23 protein-coding genes and 1 tRNA gene are annotated in these 15,606 nt (G+C 68.4%); 11 read left to right on the forward strand and 13 right to left on the reverse strand.

The window, feature by feature from the left end:
* The first annotated feature begins 364 nt into the window (after positions 1-364).
* Positions 365-652 carry a hypothetical protein gene (locus tag EV148_RS13815; protein WP_131999262.1) on the forward strand — a complete coding sequence of 96 codons (288 nt, stop codon included), beginning with the start codon at positions 365-367 and terminating at the stop codon, positions 650-652.
* A 124-nt stretch (positions 653-776) separates the two neighbouring features.
* Here EV148_RS13815 and EV148_RS13820 read toward each other — a convergent pair whose 3' ends face one another.
* From EV148_RS13820 to EV148_RS13835, 4 genes are all read right to left on the reverse strand, one after another.
* Complete coding sequence (locus EV148_RS13820) at positions 777-1,460, reverse strand: lysophospholipid acyltransferase family protein (protein ID WP_199222789.1); 684 nt, start codon at positions 1,458-1,460, stop codon at positions 777-779.
* 97 nt (positions 1,461-1,557) lie between these two features.
* The gene (locus tag EV148_RS13825; protein WP_199222790.1) at positions 1,558-2,511 is read right to left on the reverse strand and encodes a phosphatidate cytidylyltransferase; all 954 of its coding nucleotides are present in this window, start codon (positions 2,509-2,511) and stop codon (positions 1,558-1,560) included.
* A complete protein-coding gene (locus tag EV148_RS13830) occupies positions 2,508-3,125 on the reverse strand; it encodes a CDP-alcohol phosphatidyltransferase family protein (RefSeq protein ID WP_131999264.1) in 618 nt (205 codons plus the stop codon). Before EV148_RS13830 ends, EV148_RS13825 begins: the two co-directional genes overlap by 4 nt.
* 96 nt (positions 3,126-3,221) lie before the next feature.
* Positions 3,222-5,453, reverse strand: coding sequence for an AsmA family protein (locus EV148_RS13835; protein WP_131999266.1), 2,232 nt, complete (start codon positions 5,451-5,453; stop codon positions 3,222-3,224).
* A 186-nt stretch (positions 5,454-5,639) separates the two neighbouring features.
* Here EV148_RS13835 and metX point away from each other — a divergent pair, with 186 nt between their 5' ends.
* The 5 genes from metX (at position 5,640) to EV148_RS13860 (ending at position 8,989) form a co-directional block, all read left to right on the forward strand.
* Entirely contained in the window at positions 5,640-6,749 is a 1,110-nt protein-coding gene (gene metX / locus EV148_RS13840) for a homoserine O-acetyltransferase MetX (RefSeq protein ID WP_131999268.1), read from the forward strand.
* 76 nt (positions 6,750-6,825) lie between these two features.
* Positions 6,826-7,176 carry a hypothetical protein gene (locus EV148_RS13845; RefSeq protein ID WP_131999270.1) on the forward strand — a complete coding sequence of 117 codons (351 nt, stop codon included), beginning with the start codon at positions 6,826-6,828 and terminating at the stop codon, positions 7,174-7,176.
* Positions 7,173-8,000, forward strand: a complete 828-nt coding sequence (locus EV148_RS13850) for a hypothetical protein (RefSeq protein ID WP_131999272.1) — start codon at positions 7,173-7,175, stop codon at positions 7,998-8,000. Before EV148_RS13845 ends, EV148_RS13850 begins: the two co-directional genes overlap by 4 nt.
* A 275-nt stretch (positions 8,001-8,275) precedes the next feature.
* Complete coding sequence (locus tag EV148_RS13855) at positions 8,276-8,854, forward strand: cysteine dioxygenase family protein (protein WP_131999274.1); 579 nt, start codon at positions 8,276-8,278, stop codon at positions 8,852-8,854.
* A gap of 51 nt (positions 8,855-8,905) precedes the next feature.
* A tRNA-Leu gene (locus tag EV148_RS13860) sits at positions 8,906-8,989 on the forward strand.
* 121 nt (positions 8,990-9,110) lie between these two features.
* On the opposite strand, the gene EV148_RS13865 is transcribed toward EV148_RS13860, so the two are convergent.
* The 3 genes from EV148_RS13865 to EV148_RS13875 form a co-directional block, all read right to left on the reverse strand.
* Positions 9,111-9,413 carry a hypothetical protein gene (locus EV148_RS13865; RefSeq protein WP_131999276.1) on the reverse strand — a complete coding sequence of 101 codons (303 nt, stop codon included), beginning with the start codon at positions 9,411-9,413 and terminating at the stop codon, positions 9,111-9,113.
* A gap of 216 nt (positions 9,414-9,629) precedes the next feature.
* Positions 9,630-9,875 (reverse strand): hypothetical protein, encoded by a 246-nt coding sequence (locus EV148_RS13870; protein ID WP_131999278.1) that lies wholly within the window; start codon positions 9,873-9,875, stop codon positions 9,630-9,632.
* A 67-nt stretch (positions 9,876-9,942) separates the two neighbouring features.
* Entirely contained in the window at positions 9,943-10,236 is a 294-nt protein-coding gene (locus tag EV148_RS13875; RefSeq protein WP_131999280.1) for a hypothetical protein, read from the reverse strand.
* 212 nt (positions 10,237-10,448) lie between these two features.
* Here EV148_RS13875 and EV148_RS13880 point away from each other — a divergent pair, with 212 nt between their 5' ends.
* Positions 10,449-10,769 carry a hypothetical protein gene (locus tag EV148_RS13880; protein WP_131999282.1) on the forward strand — a complete coding sequence of 107 codons (321 nt, stop codon included), beginning with the start codon at positions 10,449-10,451 and terminating at the stop codon, positions 10,767-10,769.
* Positions 10,770-10,844: 75 nt separating this feature from the next.
* Positions 10,845-11,090, forward strand: a complete 246-nt coding sequence (locus EV148_RS13885) for a DUF2188 domain-containing protein (protein ID WP_131999284.1) — start codon at positions 10,845-10,847, stop codon at positions 11,088-11,090.
* A gap of 56 nt (positions 11,091-11,146) precedes the next feature.
* Here EV148_RS13885 and EV148_RS18540 read toward each other — a convergent pair whose 3' ends face one another.
* The 3 genes from EV148_RS18540 to EV148_RS13895 are packed head-to-tail and all read right to left on the reverse strand — an operon-like array spanning position 11,147 to position 12,590.
* Complete coding sequence (locus tag EV148_RS18540; protein WP_158287474.1) at positions 11,147-11,305, reverse strand: hypothetical protein; 159 nt, start codon at positions 11,303-11,305, stop codon at positions 11,147-11,149.
* Entirely contained in the window at positions 11,286-11,780 is a 495-nt protein-coding gene (locus EV148_RS13890) for a YetF domain-containing protein (RefSeq protein ID WP_131999286.1), read from the reverse strand. Before EV148_RS13890 ends, EV148_RS18540 begins: the two co-directional genes overlap by 20 nt.
* A 21-nt stretch (positions 11,781-11,801) precedes the next feature.
* The gene (locus EV148_RS13895) at positions 11,802-12,590 is read right to left on the reverse strand and encodes an SDR family NAD(P)-dependent oxidoreductase (RefSeq protein WP_131999288.1); all 789 of its coding nucleotides are present in this window, start codon (positions 12,588-12,590) and stop codon (positions 11,802-11,804) included.
* A 133-nt stretch (positions 12,591-12,723) separates the two neighbouring features.
* Here EV148_RS13895 and EV148_RS13900 point away from each other — a divergent pair, with 133 nt between their 5' ends.
* Positions 12,724-13,362, forward strand: coding sequence for a DUF6766 family protein (locus EV148_RS13900; RefSeq protein WP_131999290.1), 639 nt, complete (start codon positions 12,724-12,726; stop codon positions 13,360-13,362).
* On the opposite strand, the gene EV148_RS13905 is transcribed toward EV148_RS13900, so the two are convergent.
* On the reverse strand, positions 13,359-13,919 hold the full coding sequence (locus EV148_RS13905) for a cysteine hydrolase family protein (protein WP_131999292.1): 561 nt from the start codon (positions 13,917-13,919) through the stop codon (positions 13,359-13,361). The two genes, EV148_RS13900 and EV148_RS13905, sit on opposite strands and share 4 nt — an antisense overlap.
* Positions 13,920-13,933: 14 nt before the next feature.
* Positions 13,934-14,080: a DUF3309 family protein gene (locus EV148_RS13910; RefSeq protein WP_182518629.1), complete on the reverse strand. Its 147-nt coding sequence runs from the start codon at positions 14,078-14,080 to the stop codon at positions 13,934-13,936.
* A 56-nt stretch (positions 14,081-14,136) separates the two neighbouring features.
* Here EV148_RS13910 and EV148_RS18545 point away from each other — a divergent pair, with 56 nt between their 5' ends.
* Together EV148_RS18545 and EV148_RS13920 are read left to right on the forward strand one after the other, a co-directional pair.
* Complete coding sequence (locus EV148_RS18545) at positions 14,137-14,487, forward strand: hypothetical protein (RefSeq protein ID WP_158287475.1); 351 nt, start codon at positions 14,137-14,139, stop codon at positions 14,485-14,487.
* Between the two features lie 250 nt (positions 14,488-14,737).
* A complete protein-coding gene (locus EV148_RS13920; RefSeq protein ID WP_131999295.1) occupies positions 14,738-15,322 on the forward strand; it encodes a hypothetical protein in 585 nt (194 codons plus the stop codon).
* Between the two features lie 43 nt (positions 15,323-15,365).
* Here the strand turns inward: EV148_RS13920 and EV148_RS13925 are convergent, their stop codons facing one another.
* Positions 15,366-15,602 carry a DUF2188 domain-containing protein gene (locus EV148_RS13925; RefSeq protein WP_131999297.1) on the reverse strand — a complete coding sequence of 79 codons (237 nt, stop codon included), beginning with the start codon at positions 15,600-15,602 and terminating at the stop codon, positions 15,366-15,368.
* Positions 15,603-15,606: the final 4 nt, after the last annotated feature.

Below are 15,606 nucleotides of genomic sequence, written 5' to 3' on the forward strand. Positions count from 1 at the left end.
GCGGACTCCTCTCGCGATCCCGTGTCCTGAAGGCTAAACCTTTCAGTCTGGCTCATCGAAGCCGTGTGGCGACACGAGGGGAGTCCATTCGATCACTCAAGCGGACCGGTGCGACGGGTACTCGCGCTATCATGCAGTACGCGGCAGCGGCCGCTTAGCTCAAGCGTTAGGCCCCGGCAGTTCTGCCGCGTCAAGCGGGTGATTCATGTCTGTGCAACTTGAGCAGCCGGGCACCAAAGTCGTAGGACAGAATGAACTTGCCGCAATCGAATCCAGTGACGCAGGGTGACGGAAGGTCCACCGTCACCCCGGGCATTCCCCTGCGCCAAGCAGGCTCTCTCATACCGTCGTCGCGTGAACGACCATGAGCTGGATGTCGTTCTTCCTTTTCGGCTGGGGTTCGACTTTCGCCGCCTACGTCGTCTTGCAAGTGCTCACCGTCGCGACGCTCAAGGGTGCGGTCCGGTATGCGGCGCTGCTCCCGCTTCCGTTCATGATCGGGGTGGCGGTGGTCACCGTCAGCGCCTGGCACAATCAGAGCAACCTCTGGCCGATCGTCATGATCTTCGCGAGCCCGCTTGCATTGCTCTATCTGCTGTTCGTCGGCTTGGGCGGCTCTCCTACCAACGCCACCCGCTGCGCGGCGGACTGATCGCTCCAATGCTCGTGTTCACGTTCATCGGATGCTACCCGCTGTTCCGGATGTTCGGATAGCGAGCGAGGCCAGAGCGGACTTTCCTACGCTGCGTCATTGCAGGACTCCCCCCCGGCCTTCCTCAGGTCCAATCCGCATGCTTCTCCTCGAGCGCGAGCTCCGCCATCGCGTGGCGATAGCGATCCATGTACGCGAAGCGGTCGCCGTCGAAATGCAGCGGTTCGCCGACGAAGATGTCGACGAAGAACGGCACGATCATCCACTCGCCCTTCGGCAGTGCCTTGCCGAGGCCGTAGGTGTAGACCGGGATCACCGGCACGTCGGGACGGCGTTCGGCGATGCGCGCGAGGCCGGTCTTGAATTCGGCGAGCTGCTCGGGTTCGCCGCGCGAACCTTCCGGGAAGAACACGAGGATCTCTCCGCGTTCGAGCGCTGCGGCGATCGGCGCGAGCAGGTCTTCCTTCTCGTGCGTGCGCTGGCGGTTGAGCGGCACGATGCCGACGACGTTGAGCGCGAACCATGCGAGCAGCTTGTTGCGCAGGAAGTAGTCGGCGGCGGCGACCGGGCGCACCTTCGGCAGCAGGCGCAGCGGCAGCAGGCTGATCATCGCCATCGCGTCGAGGTGGCTGTTGTGGTTGGCGGCGAGGATCGCCGGCCCTCGGACGGGCAGGCGCTCGCGGTGGCGCACGTTGAGGCCTAGCACGAACAGCACGACGAGGCGTACGAGTACGCCGTAGAAGAACAAGCGCAATAGATATCCCATCGTCACGATCACCCTGCGCACGCCGTGCAGTGCGAATGTCATTCCCGCGACAGCGGGAGCCATCTGCTTGCCCGAAAATCAAAATGGATTCCCGCTTTCGCGGGAATGACGCCCGTTGTGACAGGCGCCGCCCGAAATCTCAAAAATAGAAGAACGCCATGAAATGGAAGAACAGCGGCGCCGTGAACAGCAGGCTGTCGATGCGGTCGAGGATGCCACCGTGACCCGGGATCATCGTGCCGGTGTCCTTGACGCCGATGTCGCGCTTGACCGCCGAGATCGTCACGTCGCCGAGGAAGCCGCCGAAGCCGATCATGAGGCCGATCGCGATCGAATCGGGACGCGTGAGCGGCGTCAGTACGGGCGCGAGCAGGAATGCGACGAGCGTGGTCGTGAGCGCACCGCCGACGAGGCCCTCGACGGTCTTCTTCGGGCTCACCGATTCCATGACCTTGCGTCGGCCGAGCGTGCGGCCCCAGATGTACTGCAGCACGTCGTTGAGTTCGGTGAGCAGCACCACGAACAGCAGCAGCGCGGCGCCGTGCGCCCCGCGTGCGGGCGCGCCGTCGGGCAGCACGAGCAGGTAGGCGAGATGGCTGAGGCCGAACACCATCGTCATGAGGCCCCAGTGGATCGTCCCGGCCGCGCGCAGGAAGTCCTTCGTCTCACCGCGCAGCACCATGCGCATCGCGATGAACAGGAACGCCCATACCGGGATGAAGATGAGGAACATGTGGTACCACTGCTGCCAAACCCACCAGTACTGGATCGGCACGCAGAGGTAAGCCCAGAACAGCACGCGCCGGTCGGCGCGTCGCGTCGGGATCAGCGACAGGTATTCCTTGAGCGCGAGGAACGAGAGCACCGCGAAGAAGCCGATCGCGATGCCGCGTCGGAACAGCAGCGCGACCGCGAACACGCCGACGAGTACCCACCACGAGTTCACGCGCGCGGCGAGTTCGACGTGACTGCCCGCGTCGCCGCGGCGCATCAGCGCGACGACGATGGTCGCGACGACGAGCAGCGCGACGATCGCGCCGAACGTCCAGAGCACGCTCGGCGGGATCCAGAGATGCAGCGAGGCGAGGTTCAAGCGGCGTCTCCTTTCGTACGCACCTCGGCAAGGGCGCGGCGCGCGCGCGTGGCGATCGCGCACGCACCGAGCGCGGTCGCGATCCAGAACGGCCAGGCGAGCCAAGCGAGCGGCGCCCAGCCGAAGCCGTAGACGAGGCCGATCGCACCGACGACGGACGCGCGATCGCTCTTGCCGAAGCCGTCGTAGCGGCGGCTCGCGCCGATCTGCACGCCGATCACGCCGGCCATCTCCACGATGACGCCGATCAGGACGAACACGACGATCGCCGCGGCCGGGAAGCCCGGGCGCAGTGCGAGCGGCAGGTACATCGCGGCGTCGCCGACGACGTCGCCGAGTTCGTTGAGGATCGCGCCGAGCTTCGACTGTTGCGCGTGCTCGCGCGCGAGCATGCCGTCGATCGCGTTGAGCGCCATGCGCAGGAACAGCGCGACCGGCAGCAGCAGCAGGATGCGCGGATCGTCGACGAGCGCGAGCGCGGCGCCGACCGCCGCGCACAGCACGACCGCGAGCACGGTCACCTGGTTCGCGGTGACGCCGCCGCGCGCGAGCGCGTTCACGAGCGGACGCAGCAGCCCCTGGAAGGCCGGTTTCAGCTGATAGATGCTCGGCACGCGCACGTGTCCGTCGGACGCCGGGCCGGCGTCCCTCCCCGTGCCCATCCTACCCGAGCACGACGCGGACGCGTCAAGGATGCCCGCGCGCGATCGTCACTTGCGCGCGCCTTTCGCTTTCGTTGCGGCCTTCGTCGCCGCCTTCGCGCGCGGTTTCGCTTCCGGCTTCGCGCCCTTCCTGCCAACCTCCGCCAGCAGCGGCGCGCACTGCTTCTCCTCGTCGCTGCCGGGTGCGATCAGCGGCACGACCGCGGCCGCCGGCGCGGCCGCGACACCGAGGCCGATCGCCGCGCCGACGCGCAGCAGCAGCTGCTTCTTCTCGACGCTGACGTCGACGTGCTCGAAGGTGCCCGCGACGCGCAACGGCGAGCGCAGGGTGAGCATGCGCAAGCCGCTCGCGCGCGGGCGCAACACGAGGTCGAGCTTTTCGTCGCCGAGGTCGATGGCGCCCTCAATGTCGATGCGCGCGTTCTCGGTGTCGAACACGAACAGGTCGGCGACCGCACGACCGTCCTCGACCGTGAACACGGCCGCTGCGCAATCGATATGCACGGGCGGGTCGCCGCGCAGCTTGGCGAAGAACGTGTTGAGCACGTTGAGGCCTGCCTTCTCGATCGTCGACTCGCTGACCTCGCCGTCGGCCATGACGACCTTGAGCGAACCGTCGGCGCTGCCGAGGATGGCCGCGATCGAATTGCCGGCGCCGTCGAGTTCGATGTCGCCGTTGACCTGGCCGAGGCTCTTCGAAAGACCGTCGCTCGCCTCGAACAGGCGCGCCAGCGCGAGCTTGCGCGCGGCGAGTTTCACCGAGCCCTTCGCTGGGTGCGGCCCCGAATCGATGCGTACACGACCGTCGACGCGACCGCCGGCCATGCCGAAGCGCAGCGGTTCGAGCGTGAGCACGCCGTCCTGCATGCGGATGCGCGTGTCGACGTCGCTGATCGGCTGTTCCTCGTTGCGGATCACGCGCTTGCCGCTGAAATGCACGTCGGCGTCGGCTGCGTGCCAGTGCTCGACGTCGAACGGCTCGGTCGGCAGCACGCGGCCGGCCGGCTGTGCGGCGCGGTCACCGCGCGCGGCACGGTCCTCGGCGCTGCCGGCGCCGACCACGGCGCCGAGGTCGCGCAGGCGCAGCAGCGTCGAGTCGACGTCGCCGCTCAGGGTCGGACGTGGCTCGCCGGAACGATAGGTGAGCGTTCCAGCCAGATCGCTGCCGCCGACGCGCGCGCTGAAATCCTCGTAGCGCAGCGAGGTCCGGTTCGGACGAAAATGTCCGGCGAGCCGGCCGACCGTCGCGTACGGCGGCGATTTCGGCAGTGGAATGCCGAGGATGTCGTAGAGATCCGCGAGGTTGCGCCCGCTGATCCACAGGCGCATGTCGACCGCGTCGGCACTCGTCGGGTCGGTGATGGTGCCGGTCAACGCGATCTGCGTCGAACCGACGTCGATGTCGGCGCGCAACGGGAACGGTTCCGGTTCGCGCAGCGCGAGCACGCCGCCGAAGCGGCCCTTGCCCGACACGTCCATGCCGGCGAGCGTGCCCTTCGCCGTGAAGCCGAAGCGATACGGCGGCGGCTTTACCGGGCGACCGCGCTCGGCACGCCGCTGCTCGCGCTCGGCCGCGGCGTCGCGCAGGCGCTGCGCCGCCGCCCGCCCGACGCGCTGGATCACGTCGCGGCGCGTGCTCGGGTCGTCGCCTTCGACGCGCTCGCCGAATGCGATCGGCGCGGCGAGCGGCTCGATCGTCGCGTGTACGTCGAGCTCGCGCTGCGCATCGCGCACGTCGACTTCGCCGGCGTCGAATACGACGTCGCCGAGTTCGACGCTCCACGCGTGCGGGCCGCTGCCGGCGGATTCGAAACTCCAGTTGTCGCTGCCGTCGGCGCGGCGTTCGACGTCGATGTAGGGACCGGCGACACGAACCGTGGGCATATCGATGCGATGCCAGAGCAGCGGCAGGGCACGCACGTCCACCTCGAGGCGCTCGAAGGACGCCGCAGACGGCGTGCGCGCCCAGTCCGCATTGGCGACGCGCACGCCGGATGCGCGCAGGCGCAAGCCCGGGGACCAGGCCGCGTCGTCGCCGTCGCCGCGGCGCCATTGCCAGGCCACGTCGAAGTCACCGTCGATCGCCACCGCGCGACCGAGCGCCGCGCTCGCCCGCGTGGCGAGCCACGGCTTGGCGCGGTTCCAGTCGAACATCACGATGAACGCAAGCAGCATGAGCGGCAGCAACACGGCGATCAAAGCCGCGACCAGCAACGCGCGCGCGATGCGGATGCGGCGCGGCCGCGCCGAGGCCTCGGGGCGAGGCTCAGTCCCGGCCATGCGGCGCACCCGCGCGGCGCGTGGCCGTGGTCGAAACCAGCACGTGGGGTTGGCGGGTCGGCATCGGTCCTCGTTCGGCCTGGAAGGGTGTTGCGATGCTAGCGAGCGTTGTCTGAGCGGCGCCCGACTTGGCGGGCGCGGCCCCCGCCGCTACATTGCGCGGTCCGTTCCGTCGTTGTGTGCCGCATGTCCGACGCCCGCCAGTGGTTCGCCCTGCCCTCGCCGTTCCGCATGAAGCGCGGCGGCGAACTCGTCGGCGCGCGCCTCGCCTACGAGACCTGGGGCGCGCCGTCCGCCACGCGCGACAACGCGCTGCTGGTCCTCACCGGCCTGTCGCCGAGCGCGCACGCGGCATCGAATGCGCAGGACCCTTCGCCCGGCTGGTGGGAGGAGATGATCGGCCCGGGCAAGTACATCGATACGAACCGCTGGTTCGTGATCTGCGTGAACACGCTCGGCAGCTGCAAGGGTTCGACCGGTCCGGCCGACGTGAATCCGGCGACCGGCGAAGCGTATCGCCTCGACTTTCCCGAACTCACGCTCGAGGACGCCGCCAACGCCGCATTCGAGCTCGTGCGCAGCCTCGGCATCGCGCGCCTCGATTGCCTGCTCGGCAACTCGATGGGCGGCATGACCGCGCTCGCCTACCTCGCGCAGCACCCGGGCAGCGCGCGCCGCCACATCAGCATCTCGACCGCGCCGCAGGCGCAGCCGTTCGCGATCGCGATCCGCTCGCTGCAACGCGAAGCGATCCGCCTCGATCCGAACTGGAACCAGGGCCGTTACGACGACGAGCACTACCCCGAAGCGGGCATGTCGATCGCGCGCAAGCTCGGCGTGATCACCTATCGGTCCGCGATGGAATGGGTCGGGCGCTTCGCGCGCATCCGGCTCCAGGCGGACCAGCGCGACGACGACCCGTTCGGCTTCGAATTCCAGGTCGAGTCCTACCTCGCCGGCCATGCACGCCGTTTCGTGCGCGGTTTCGATCCGAACAGCTATCTCTATCTCTCGCGCGCGAGCGACTGGTTCGATCTCGCCGAGCACGCGGCGGCGCCCGGCCCCGGCAGCGTCGAATCCGTGCTGAAACGCCTCGACGTGGAGCGCGCGCTGGTAATCGGCGTCGAGACCGACATCCTCTTCCCGCTGTCGCAGCAGGAACAGATCGCCGACGGCCTGCGTGCCGGCGGCACCGAAGTCGAATTCGTCGCGCTCGACAGCCCGCAGGGGCACGACGCGTTCCTCGTCGACATCGCGCGCTTCGGCGCGGCCATCGCGGGCTTCCTCGACCGCTGACCGCAGCCCCGTCCGCGCGGCTTCGACGCACGCCGGTTCGCGTGGCCCTTCCGGTCGCGCATTTGCGTGGGCGTGCATGGCTGCCGGCGAAATGCGCGGCGCCATCGTCCGGCTGCCGGAACCTGCCATGCGTTCGCACCGTCCACCTGCCACCCGCCTCCGGCGCCGTCACGTCGCGGCCGCCACCCTCCTCGGCCTGCTCGGCTGCGGCATTGCCACGGCACAGATCGTCGCGTATGCGATCGCGGGCGGCGGCGGCACCAGCCGCTCACCGGGCGGCTGCCGCGTCCTCGAAGGCAGCATCGGCGAGCCCGCAGTCGGCGTCTCCGGTGGCGCCGCCTTCTCGCTGCACGCCGGCTACTGGGCCGGCCCGGGCAGCCTGCAGCGCGACTCCCTCTTCGACACCGGCTTCGAGGCCTGCCAATGAACCGATCGATGCTCTACCCGACGCGCCTGCGCGCACGCGTGCGACAGGCGTCCGAGGCGCTGCTCATCGCGCTCGCGCTCGCGGGCACGACCGCATTCGCCGAGCCGCAATTGCCGGACTTCATCTACCAAGGCCGGCTGCAGCAGAACGGCGCCCCGGCCAACGGCACCTTCGACCTGAGTTTCGCGCTTTACGACGCGGAGAATGGCGGCAACCAGGTCGGCCCCGCGATCGATGAAGCGGACTACCCCGTCGACGACGGCCTCTTCAGCATCTCGCTCGCTTTTCCGGGCGCATTCAGCGGCACCCAGCTGTACCTGCAGGTATCGGTGGACGGCGTACCGATGCTGCCGCGCCAACCGATCGCGACCACGCCGGTCGCGCAGTTCACGCTGAGTGGCACCACGGCCCCTGCCGGCGGTGATCTCACCGGCACGTATCCGAACCCTTCGATCGCTGCTGGCGCTGTCGGCAGTGCCGAGCTGGCGGGCGGCGCCGTGACCAATGCGAAGATGGCCGACAACGCGGTCACCGCCTTCAAGATCGCGACGGACGCGGTCGGATCGAGCGAGATCGCCAGCGGCGCGGTCGGATCGAGCGAGCTGGCGAACGGCGCGGTCGGCACGGCGCAGCTCGCGAACGACAGCGTCACGCGCGGCAGGATCGCTGGCGGCTACGCCAACGGGGCCATCACCCTCACGGTCAGCGCGCACGATTGCAACGACTACAACGCCAGCGTGCCCGGCGTACAGGCCGGCGACATTCCGTTTTTCGCGATTCAGGCGGGTGCGACGATGCCGCAGGGCATGATCTCGTCGCGCTGAATTCGCCGAGCGCCGGCATGGTGAAGATCCGCGCGTGCAACACGACCGGCGCCACATTGGCTACCCATGACATGCCGGTCCACATCATCACGTTGCGCTGACCGCGGACGCCGCGTCGCGCGGCCACGGGCGCCGGGAACCGCCCCGGCGCGCCGGTTCCGGTCGCGCACCTGCGCGGCCCTGCTCCCGCGTGCGGGCGACGCGCGGGACCGCGCCGATCGACAGCCTGTTAGAATCCGCGCACCGTTCCGACGCCCCGTCTCCGGGTACATGCCATGCTTTCGCTCGAATTCCCCGGCGCCCGCCAGCTCATCGCCGCGATCGACGCCGCCGTCGTGCTGCCCGACGAGACAGCCACGACCGATGCGCTGCGCCATGCGCTGTGCAAGCTCATCCGCGACCCGAACGTGCAGCTCCCCGCCTGCGTGTTCGAGCGCGAGGACGACCACTACGCCCGGCGCGAGCTCTACCGCAGCGAGGAGCATGGCTACAGCGTGGTCGCGATGACCTGGGGCCCGGGCCAGGGCACGCCGATCCACGACCATGCCGGCCAGTGGTGTGTCGAGGGCGTCTGGCAGGGTTTCCTCGAGATCACGCCATACGAGCTCGTCGAATCGCGCGACGGCCGCTACCGCTTCGAGCCACGCGGCACGATGAATGCGGGCGCCGGCTCCGCCGGCAGCCTGATTCCGCCGCACGAATACCACACGATCCTCAACCCGAGCGACGAGGCGAACGCGGTGTCGCTGCACATCTACCGCCGCTCGCTGGAGAACTGCCTCAAGTTCTACCCGACCGGCGCCGGCTGGTACCGCTGCGACGAGTGCCAGCTCGCCCTCGACGCCACGCACTGACCGCTTTGCCGTATACTGCGCGGCCCCGCGCGACCCATCCGCGCGGCCCGTGCCGAAGTGGCGGAATCGGTAGACGCAGCGGACTCAAAATCCGCCGCCCTCAAAAGCGTGTGGGTTCGAGTCCCACCTTCGGCATGACACTTCCGTACTGCTGCATCCGATCCGATCCGGTCCGGAGCAGCACGTCTGCGCTCCCGCGTCTGCCTGACCTGCGCGCTCGCGCGTCGGCACGCCGGCCGCGCGAAGCGCTGCCGCGCTAAGCGGGGGCGAGGCTGGTGAGGGCCAGGTAGGCACGGCCGGCGATGATGCGGAAGTCGGTCAGGCCGCAGCCTTCGAGTTCGCCGAGGACGGTGCGTGCGATGCGCGATGCATGCTCCACGCCGGCACCGAAATCGACCTGGATGTCGATCCAGATGTAGCCCTGCGGGGATGCCGCGGCGCGCACGAAGCGGTACTCCGCCGCCTCGCGTGGAAGAAACTGCGTGATCGCTTCGGTGTCCGCGACTTCGACGGTGGCAACGACGGTCCATCCGCTCAGATGCGGTGATGGGCTGTTCATGATGGGTTCTTCCCGGTGGCCCGCGAAGATCAAGGTCGGGCAGGAGTTTCGACTACCGGGGAACGAGCTGACTGTCGTAGCTCATCGTGCGCAGCGGGACCCGTGATCGACATGCCCCGCTGCTTCGCGCCGAGGCAGATGGATTGCGACTCGCACCCTACGCGCTGCCGCGTGAAGAAAATGTAACCCGGCGCTCCACCCGGTTGCGGCGTGCGCTCAACTCGCGATCCGCTCGCCGAGTGGGAAGCGCAGCCGCGAACGCCACGCACGCTGCCGCCAGCCGTCGAGGTCGATCCAGACGGGTTCGCCGCGACCGACGCCCACGGCCGATCGCGTGTAATACACGCGCCCGTCCGCCACGCGATCGACGATCGCGCACTGCCAGGCGCGGTTGCGCGGATAGCGGAACCAGATCACATCGCCCGTACGGGGCTCCCACCGCGGATCTCGCTGTCTGTCCATGCGCGAGAAGCTCGTGCAGCCGCGTCGCGCAGGCTGAGACGGAACGCGCTGCCGATGGGTCGCCCGCTCAGTGCACCGACGGCGCCCCCTCGTCGAGCCAATGCTTGCCATCGATGATCGTGAGCGGAAAGCGCTGCGACGAGGCGAGCACGCAGAGCGTGTGCATCAGCGCGCGCGCAGCCGCGGCGCCGCGCGATTCCCCGCGCGCGAAATTCACGGACAGTTCCCAACGCGACGTCGATGCGCTGTTCGACCGGAGCGAAGCGCGGTACCGCATCGGCGCAGCGTCGCACGCGAGCTTGACGAGGGGATTGGTGATCGGGGTCTCGACGATGCCGATCGGGCGCCATTCTGGTTGCATGGGTCTCCTCCGGTCCGGGTTCTTCAGGGACCGGAGCATCCCCGAGTGCGTGTAACGAACGTGTTCAAGAATCATCAGCGCGATGTCAGCGGCCGGGCGGACGCAGCGGCCCGAACCGCTCCGCCTACTGAATGAGTAAAACTTTCCCGTTGCGGTGCCGTGCGCAAGCCGGCTACGTTCGCCTCCGCCGCAAAAGGCACAGGGGAACACGCATGCACGACATCATCGACGAGCTCGTATCGCCGCGGAAACTCGGGGAGATTTCCGCCGAACCGCAGCGCCTCGCCGAGGAAGCATTCAAGGCCGTCAAGGAGTACCGCGTGCCGACGACCGTGTTCATCGACCCGGACGGCAACGTGTACGCGCAACCGACGGTCTACGCCGCGGACCACGCGATGGACGAGATCGTCGGCATCTATTCGCCGGGCATCCGCGTCCACGACATCGCCGACGACCTGCGCGCGAGCGCCGCCCCGCGCCTCGCGGCGATCGGCATCCTCGTGCATTGGCCGGATGCGCGTCGCGCGACCTAGCCTCGCGCATGCTTCGCGCTGCATTCAGCCCGCGCCTGTTTTGCTGCGACGTGCTATGAACCGGAGGGCAGCGCCATGATGCCACGCTACGTGATGCACCTCGTCCACGAAGCCGGTGACGGCTTGTGGCACCTCAAGTACGACGGACACTCGGTCGCGACGTTCGGCTCGCGCGAGGAAGGCGAACGCGCGGGCGCAGCGCGCGGGCGCAGGGTCGTCGACGACGGCGGCGTCGCCGAACTCGTGGTCCACGGCCAGGACGGTGCGGTGGAGCACAAACACGCGTACGGCTACGATCATCCCGAACGCGAGCCCGGTTGAGCATGCGGCCCGGCACCGCGTGCCGCGCGCCGCACCGGGCGGCGCGCAACGCGTGCTCAGCGCTCGTCGTCGTCCTCGTCCTCGCTGAACTCCTCCGACTTGCCCGGCTCCTTGCGACCGGTGCGCCGACCGTCGGAAACGGAAGGCTCGGGATCATTCATGCCCGCGTCGCGGTGCGGGCTGACCGTTTCGTCGTCACGATGTTTCGCGTTCATGGGATGCTCCCTTGATGAAGGACATGCGGCCATCCGCTTCCAGGCGCGCCTCGGCGACCTCTTCGACCGAACGGATGCCTCGCGATCTCAGTCCGCGCTCGAATGCCGCGCGCGCCACGCGATGACGCTCGAGGCTACCCGGGATCACGGCGCCGGCCCTCGCGAGCAGGGCCGCCCTGCCCTCGATCAGGCGATTGCACGCGACGCTGTGCGCTGCGAGGTGCGCAAGCACCGTGTCGACGACGAGGATCGAGCCGATCGCGATGAACGGCCCGAGCACGGACCTGTCGTCGCCGACGATCGCGCTGCGCAGGGTGCCGCCGACGAGGATCAGTACGACGATGTCGAACGGCGACATTTCGCCGAACGCGTGCTTTCCGGCGAGACGCATGAGCAGCAGCAGGCCGAGGTAGGCGAGCGCTCCGCGCACGGCGAAGGCCCACCACGGCATCGAGAGGTCGAACCAGCCGTCCATCGGCTTGCGCGCGTGCCGGCGTCAGTGCCGCGTATTCGCGCTGCCGGGCCTGGCGACCTTGCCGTGCTGCGCGGCGAGATGTTCGCCCGGCGTGATGTTGGCGAGCGCGGCCTCGATCTTGTTCTTCCAGCCTGCGATCACGTCGGCCTCGCCGTCCATCATGGCGTCGTAGCCGACCTTGGCGACGATCGCGGGATCCATCTTCTTGCCGTTCGCCATCTTCGTGTCGAGCAGGCCGGCGCGCTCGAAGAAGTCTGTATCGGTCACGCCCGGCATGAGGCAGGAGACGGTGACGCCGGTTTCCTTGAGCTCGTCGCGCAATGCGAGCGCGAACGAGTCGACGAATGCCTTCGACGCGTTGTACACGGCCTGGTAACTGCCCGGCTGGTACCCCGCGATGGAACCGGTGACGAGGATCCGCCCGCCGCCCTGCTCGCGCATGCCGCGACCGACGCGATGCAGCAGATAGAGCGTGCCGGAAATGTTCGTATTGACGACGTGCATGATCTCGTCGAACGCCTGGTCGAGGAAGGCCTGGCCGAGTCCGTGGCCGGCGTTCGCGAACAGCGCGTCGACGCGGCGGTCGGTGGCGAGCGAAAGGAAGTGTTCGACGCCTTCCTGGGTCGAGAGGTCGACGTGAGCCGCGAACACCTGTGTGCCGAAACCCTCCAGTTCGCGCACGGCCTCCTCGAGCGGCGTGTCCGCGGCGACGACGAGATCGTGGCCATCCTGCGCCGCGAGTTTGGCGAGTTCGAATCCGATTCCTGATGAGGCGCCCGTGACGAGGGCGAGGGGACGATGGGCTGGCATGGCGGGTCTCCAAGGCGAGGGCGTCGACCCTAGGCTTGCGTCGTAAAGCACAGCATGAACCCATCCCAGCACGGCTTAGCGCCGATTCATCGTCGGCGGCAAACGATGGCTCATCTTCGGCGGCGTGGCCACGATGCTGCGAGCGAACGGTCTATCGTTGATTCTCATGGCGATCTTCGCCGCCTGCCTCGTCGCGCAGGTATTGTTCGGCCACGCCGCCTACAATGAAGAGCTGCTGCGCGAGGGGGCCGGCACGCTCGGTCTGGGCGCGTACCTGCGCAGCGGCCATTTCCTTTCGGCGCTGATGGAGAATTGGGAAAGCGAGTTCCTGCAGATGGGCATGTACGTGCTGCTCACCGTGCATCTGCGCCAGCGCGGCTCGGCGGAGTCGCGCCCGCTGGATCCATCCGAGGAACACGAGGAGATCGACGCGGGGCCGACGCCGTGGCCCGCGCGTGCCGGCGGCGCGTGGCGCGCAATCTACGAGCGATCCCTGTCGATCGCGATGTTCACCCTGTTCGCGATCGCGTTCACCGGTCATGCGATCGGCAGCTGGAAGCGCGAAGCCGCCGAGCGCGTCGCCTCGGGGAGGCCACCGGAAACCCTGCTGGAGCACGTCTCGGGCGCGCAGTTCTGGTTCGAATCGATGCAGAACTGGCAGAGCGAGTTCCTCGCCGTGCTGTCGCTCGTCGTGCTGTCGGTTTTCCTGCGCCAGAAGGACTCGCCCCAGTCCAAGCCGGTCGACGCGCCGCACCGGCAAACCGGAAGCTAGGCGCCCAGCCACCGCAATGCAGCGCGTGTCGCGACCACGCGAATCGGTCGATCGGTGCGCAGCAGGTCGAGCGCCCGGCGCGTCCGCGCGCTCGTCGCCGAGGCAACCGCATCGCGCACGACGGCGACTTCGTATTCGCGGATGTGTGCATCCAGCGCAGTGTTGAGCACGCAGGAATCCGCGGCGATACCGATGAGCGCGACACGCTTCACGCCGAGCTGGTTCAACAGGATGCGTAGTGGCGTTTCGAAGAACGCCGAGTGCTTGGGCTTGAGCACGAAATAGTCGAGCGGCGATGGCACGATCTCGCGCACGAGCGTGGCGCCGACGGCCCCCTCGCCCGCGCACAGGTCGACGTTGCTGCGGAAGTCCGAGCGCCATTGCCCGAAGTTGTCGTTGCAGTAGATGACCGGCACGCCGGCGGTGCGCGCGCGCCGCAGTACGCGGCGCATGTTCGGCAACACGCGCCGCGTCTCGCGCAGCAGCGGGGCAGCGCCCGGGAAATCGAACGGATTGATGAGATCGATCGCGAGGACCGCGGCGCCCACCGCCGGCATGGCACGCCCCGTGGCTAACGGAACAGCAGCACGAGCAGGATGATCAGGAGCAGCAGGCCGCCTCCACTCGGGTAATAGCCCCAGCCCGAGCTGTAGGGCCACACGGGCAACGCGCCGAGGATGAGCAGGATCAGCAGGACGAGCACGATCGCACGCAGCATGAGGATTCTCCTTCCGGGATCACGGGATCAGGCGCCACGGCGCCGGTTGCGCGCGCGTGCGCGCGGCCTTCTTCGCCGCCGCCGAGCGGCTCGATGAACTGCGCCGGCCGGCCGACTTCTTCGTCGCTCGCCTCGCCGGGGCCGGGCGCTTGCTTGCCGCGCGCTTGCGCGTCGAACTCTTCTTCGTCGAACTCTTCTTCGCCGGCGACTTCCGCGCCGACGTCTTCTTCGCCGATTTCCGGCCGGATGTCTTCCTGGCCGACTTGCTCGCGGATGTCTTCTTCGCCGACGTCTTCTTCGCCGACTTCTTGCCCGCACTTTTGCCACGCGCGCCGCCGGTCTGCTTGTTGACCGTCGCCCACGCGCGCTTCTGTGCGGTCTTCTTCGATACCCCGCGCTTCTCGTAACCTTCCTCGATATGCTCGGCTTGCCGCTTCTGCTTCGAGCTGTAGCTGGACTTGTCGCCACGTGGCATGACGTTCTCCTCCTATGACGGAATGCGACTGCGGCATGGAGCGTCCGCCCGCGCACGTGACTGAACGCCGAACCTGCGCCGGTACCCCAAGCGATTCATTCAGCAAACGCGTGACGATTCACCCGCGATTGCAGTGCGTGCACCGATGATGGACGGCCTTGTCCGCCATGGAGCGTCCTCCGATGCATCGCCAGCCCATCGATCGTGCGCAGGTCCGCCGGCTCCTGTTGCACGCGCTCGAAGCAGAGCGCAGCACGATCGGGGTCTACGAAGCCGCCATGGGCGTCGCGGTCGACGAGCAGGTGCAGCGGGAGTGGAGTACGCAGCTCGAGGAGACGCGCCTTCACGCGCGCATCCTGTGCGACCTACTCCCCGCGCTCGGCTTGGACCCCGACGCGACCTCACCTGCACGCGATGCCGTCCCGCGCCAGGGCGCCGCGCTCGTCGCAGCGATCGAAATGGCTGCGGCCAACGGCGACCACGCCGCCACGCAGCTCGTCGCCGCCGAATGCGTCGCGCTCGCCGAAGCGAGGGATCATCTCAACTGGCAACTCATCGGCATGCTCGCCGAGAGCGCGCCGGGCGACCTCGCCGCGGAGTTCGCGCCCGCGCCTGATGATGCGGAGCCGGATTCGTTCGGACTGGCGGACGACTCGGCACCCGCGTCGTGGCCGCAGGCACTCGGCTTGGCCACCGCGCCTTCATGCCCGGATGGGCGACCCGGCGCGGCGCACCGCGTGACGCTCGCGCGCGCACGCCCGACCTGACTGCGCAAGCACGAGGCCGCGCGCGGCGGCCTCGTCTGCCGTCCTACGGACGCGGCCGGAACGACGGACGGCCGAAGTGCAGTTCGCGTTCGATCGAACCGTCCAGCCGGTGGATCACCAGGTGCGCCTGCTCGCCCTCCGCCTCGTGCGCCTGCGCGCGACGCGCCGCTTCGCGTATCGCGTCGTCGCGGTAGTCGAAGCGGATCAGCAGCTCTCCCTTTTCCTCGATGTGCCAGTCGCGCTCGTTGCGCGCCGTGATGTGCCACGTCTTCGTCTTCATCGCC

The organism is Dokdonella fugitiva (genome assembly GCF_004342425.1).
GTDB classification, from domain to species: domain Bacteria; phylum Pseudomonadota; class Gammaproteobacteria; order Xanthomonadales; family Rhodanobacteraceae; genus Dokdonella_A; species Dokdonella_A fugitiva.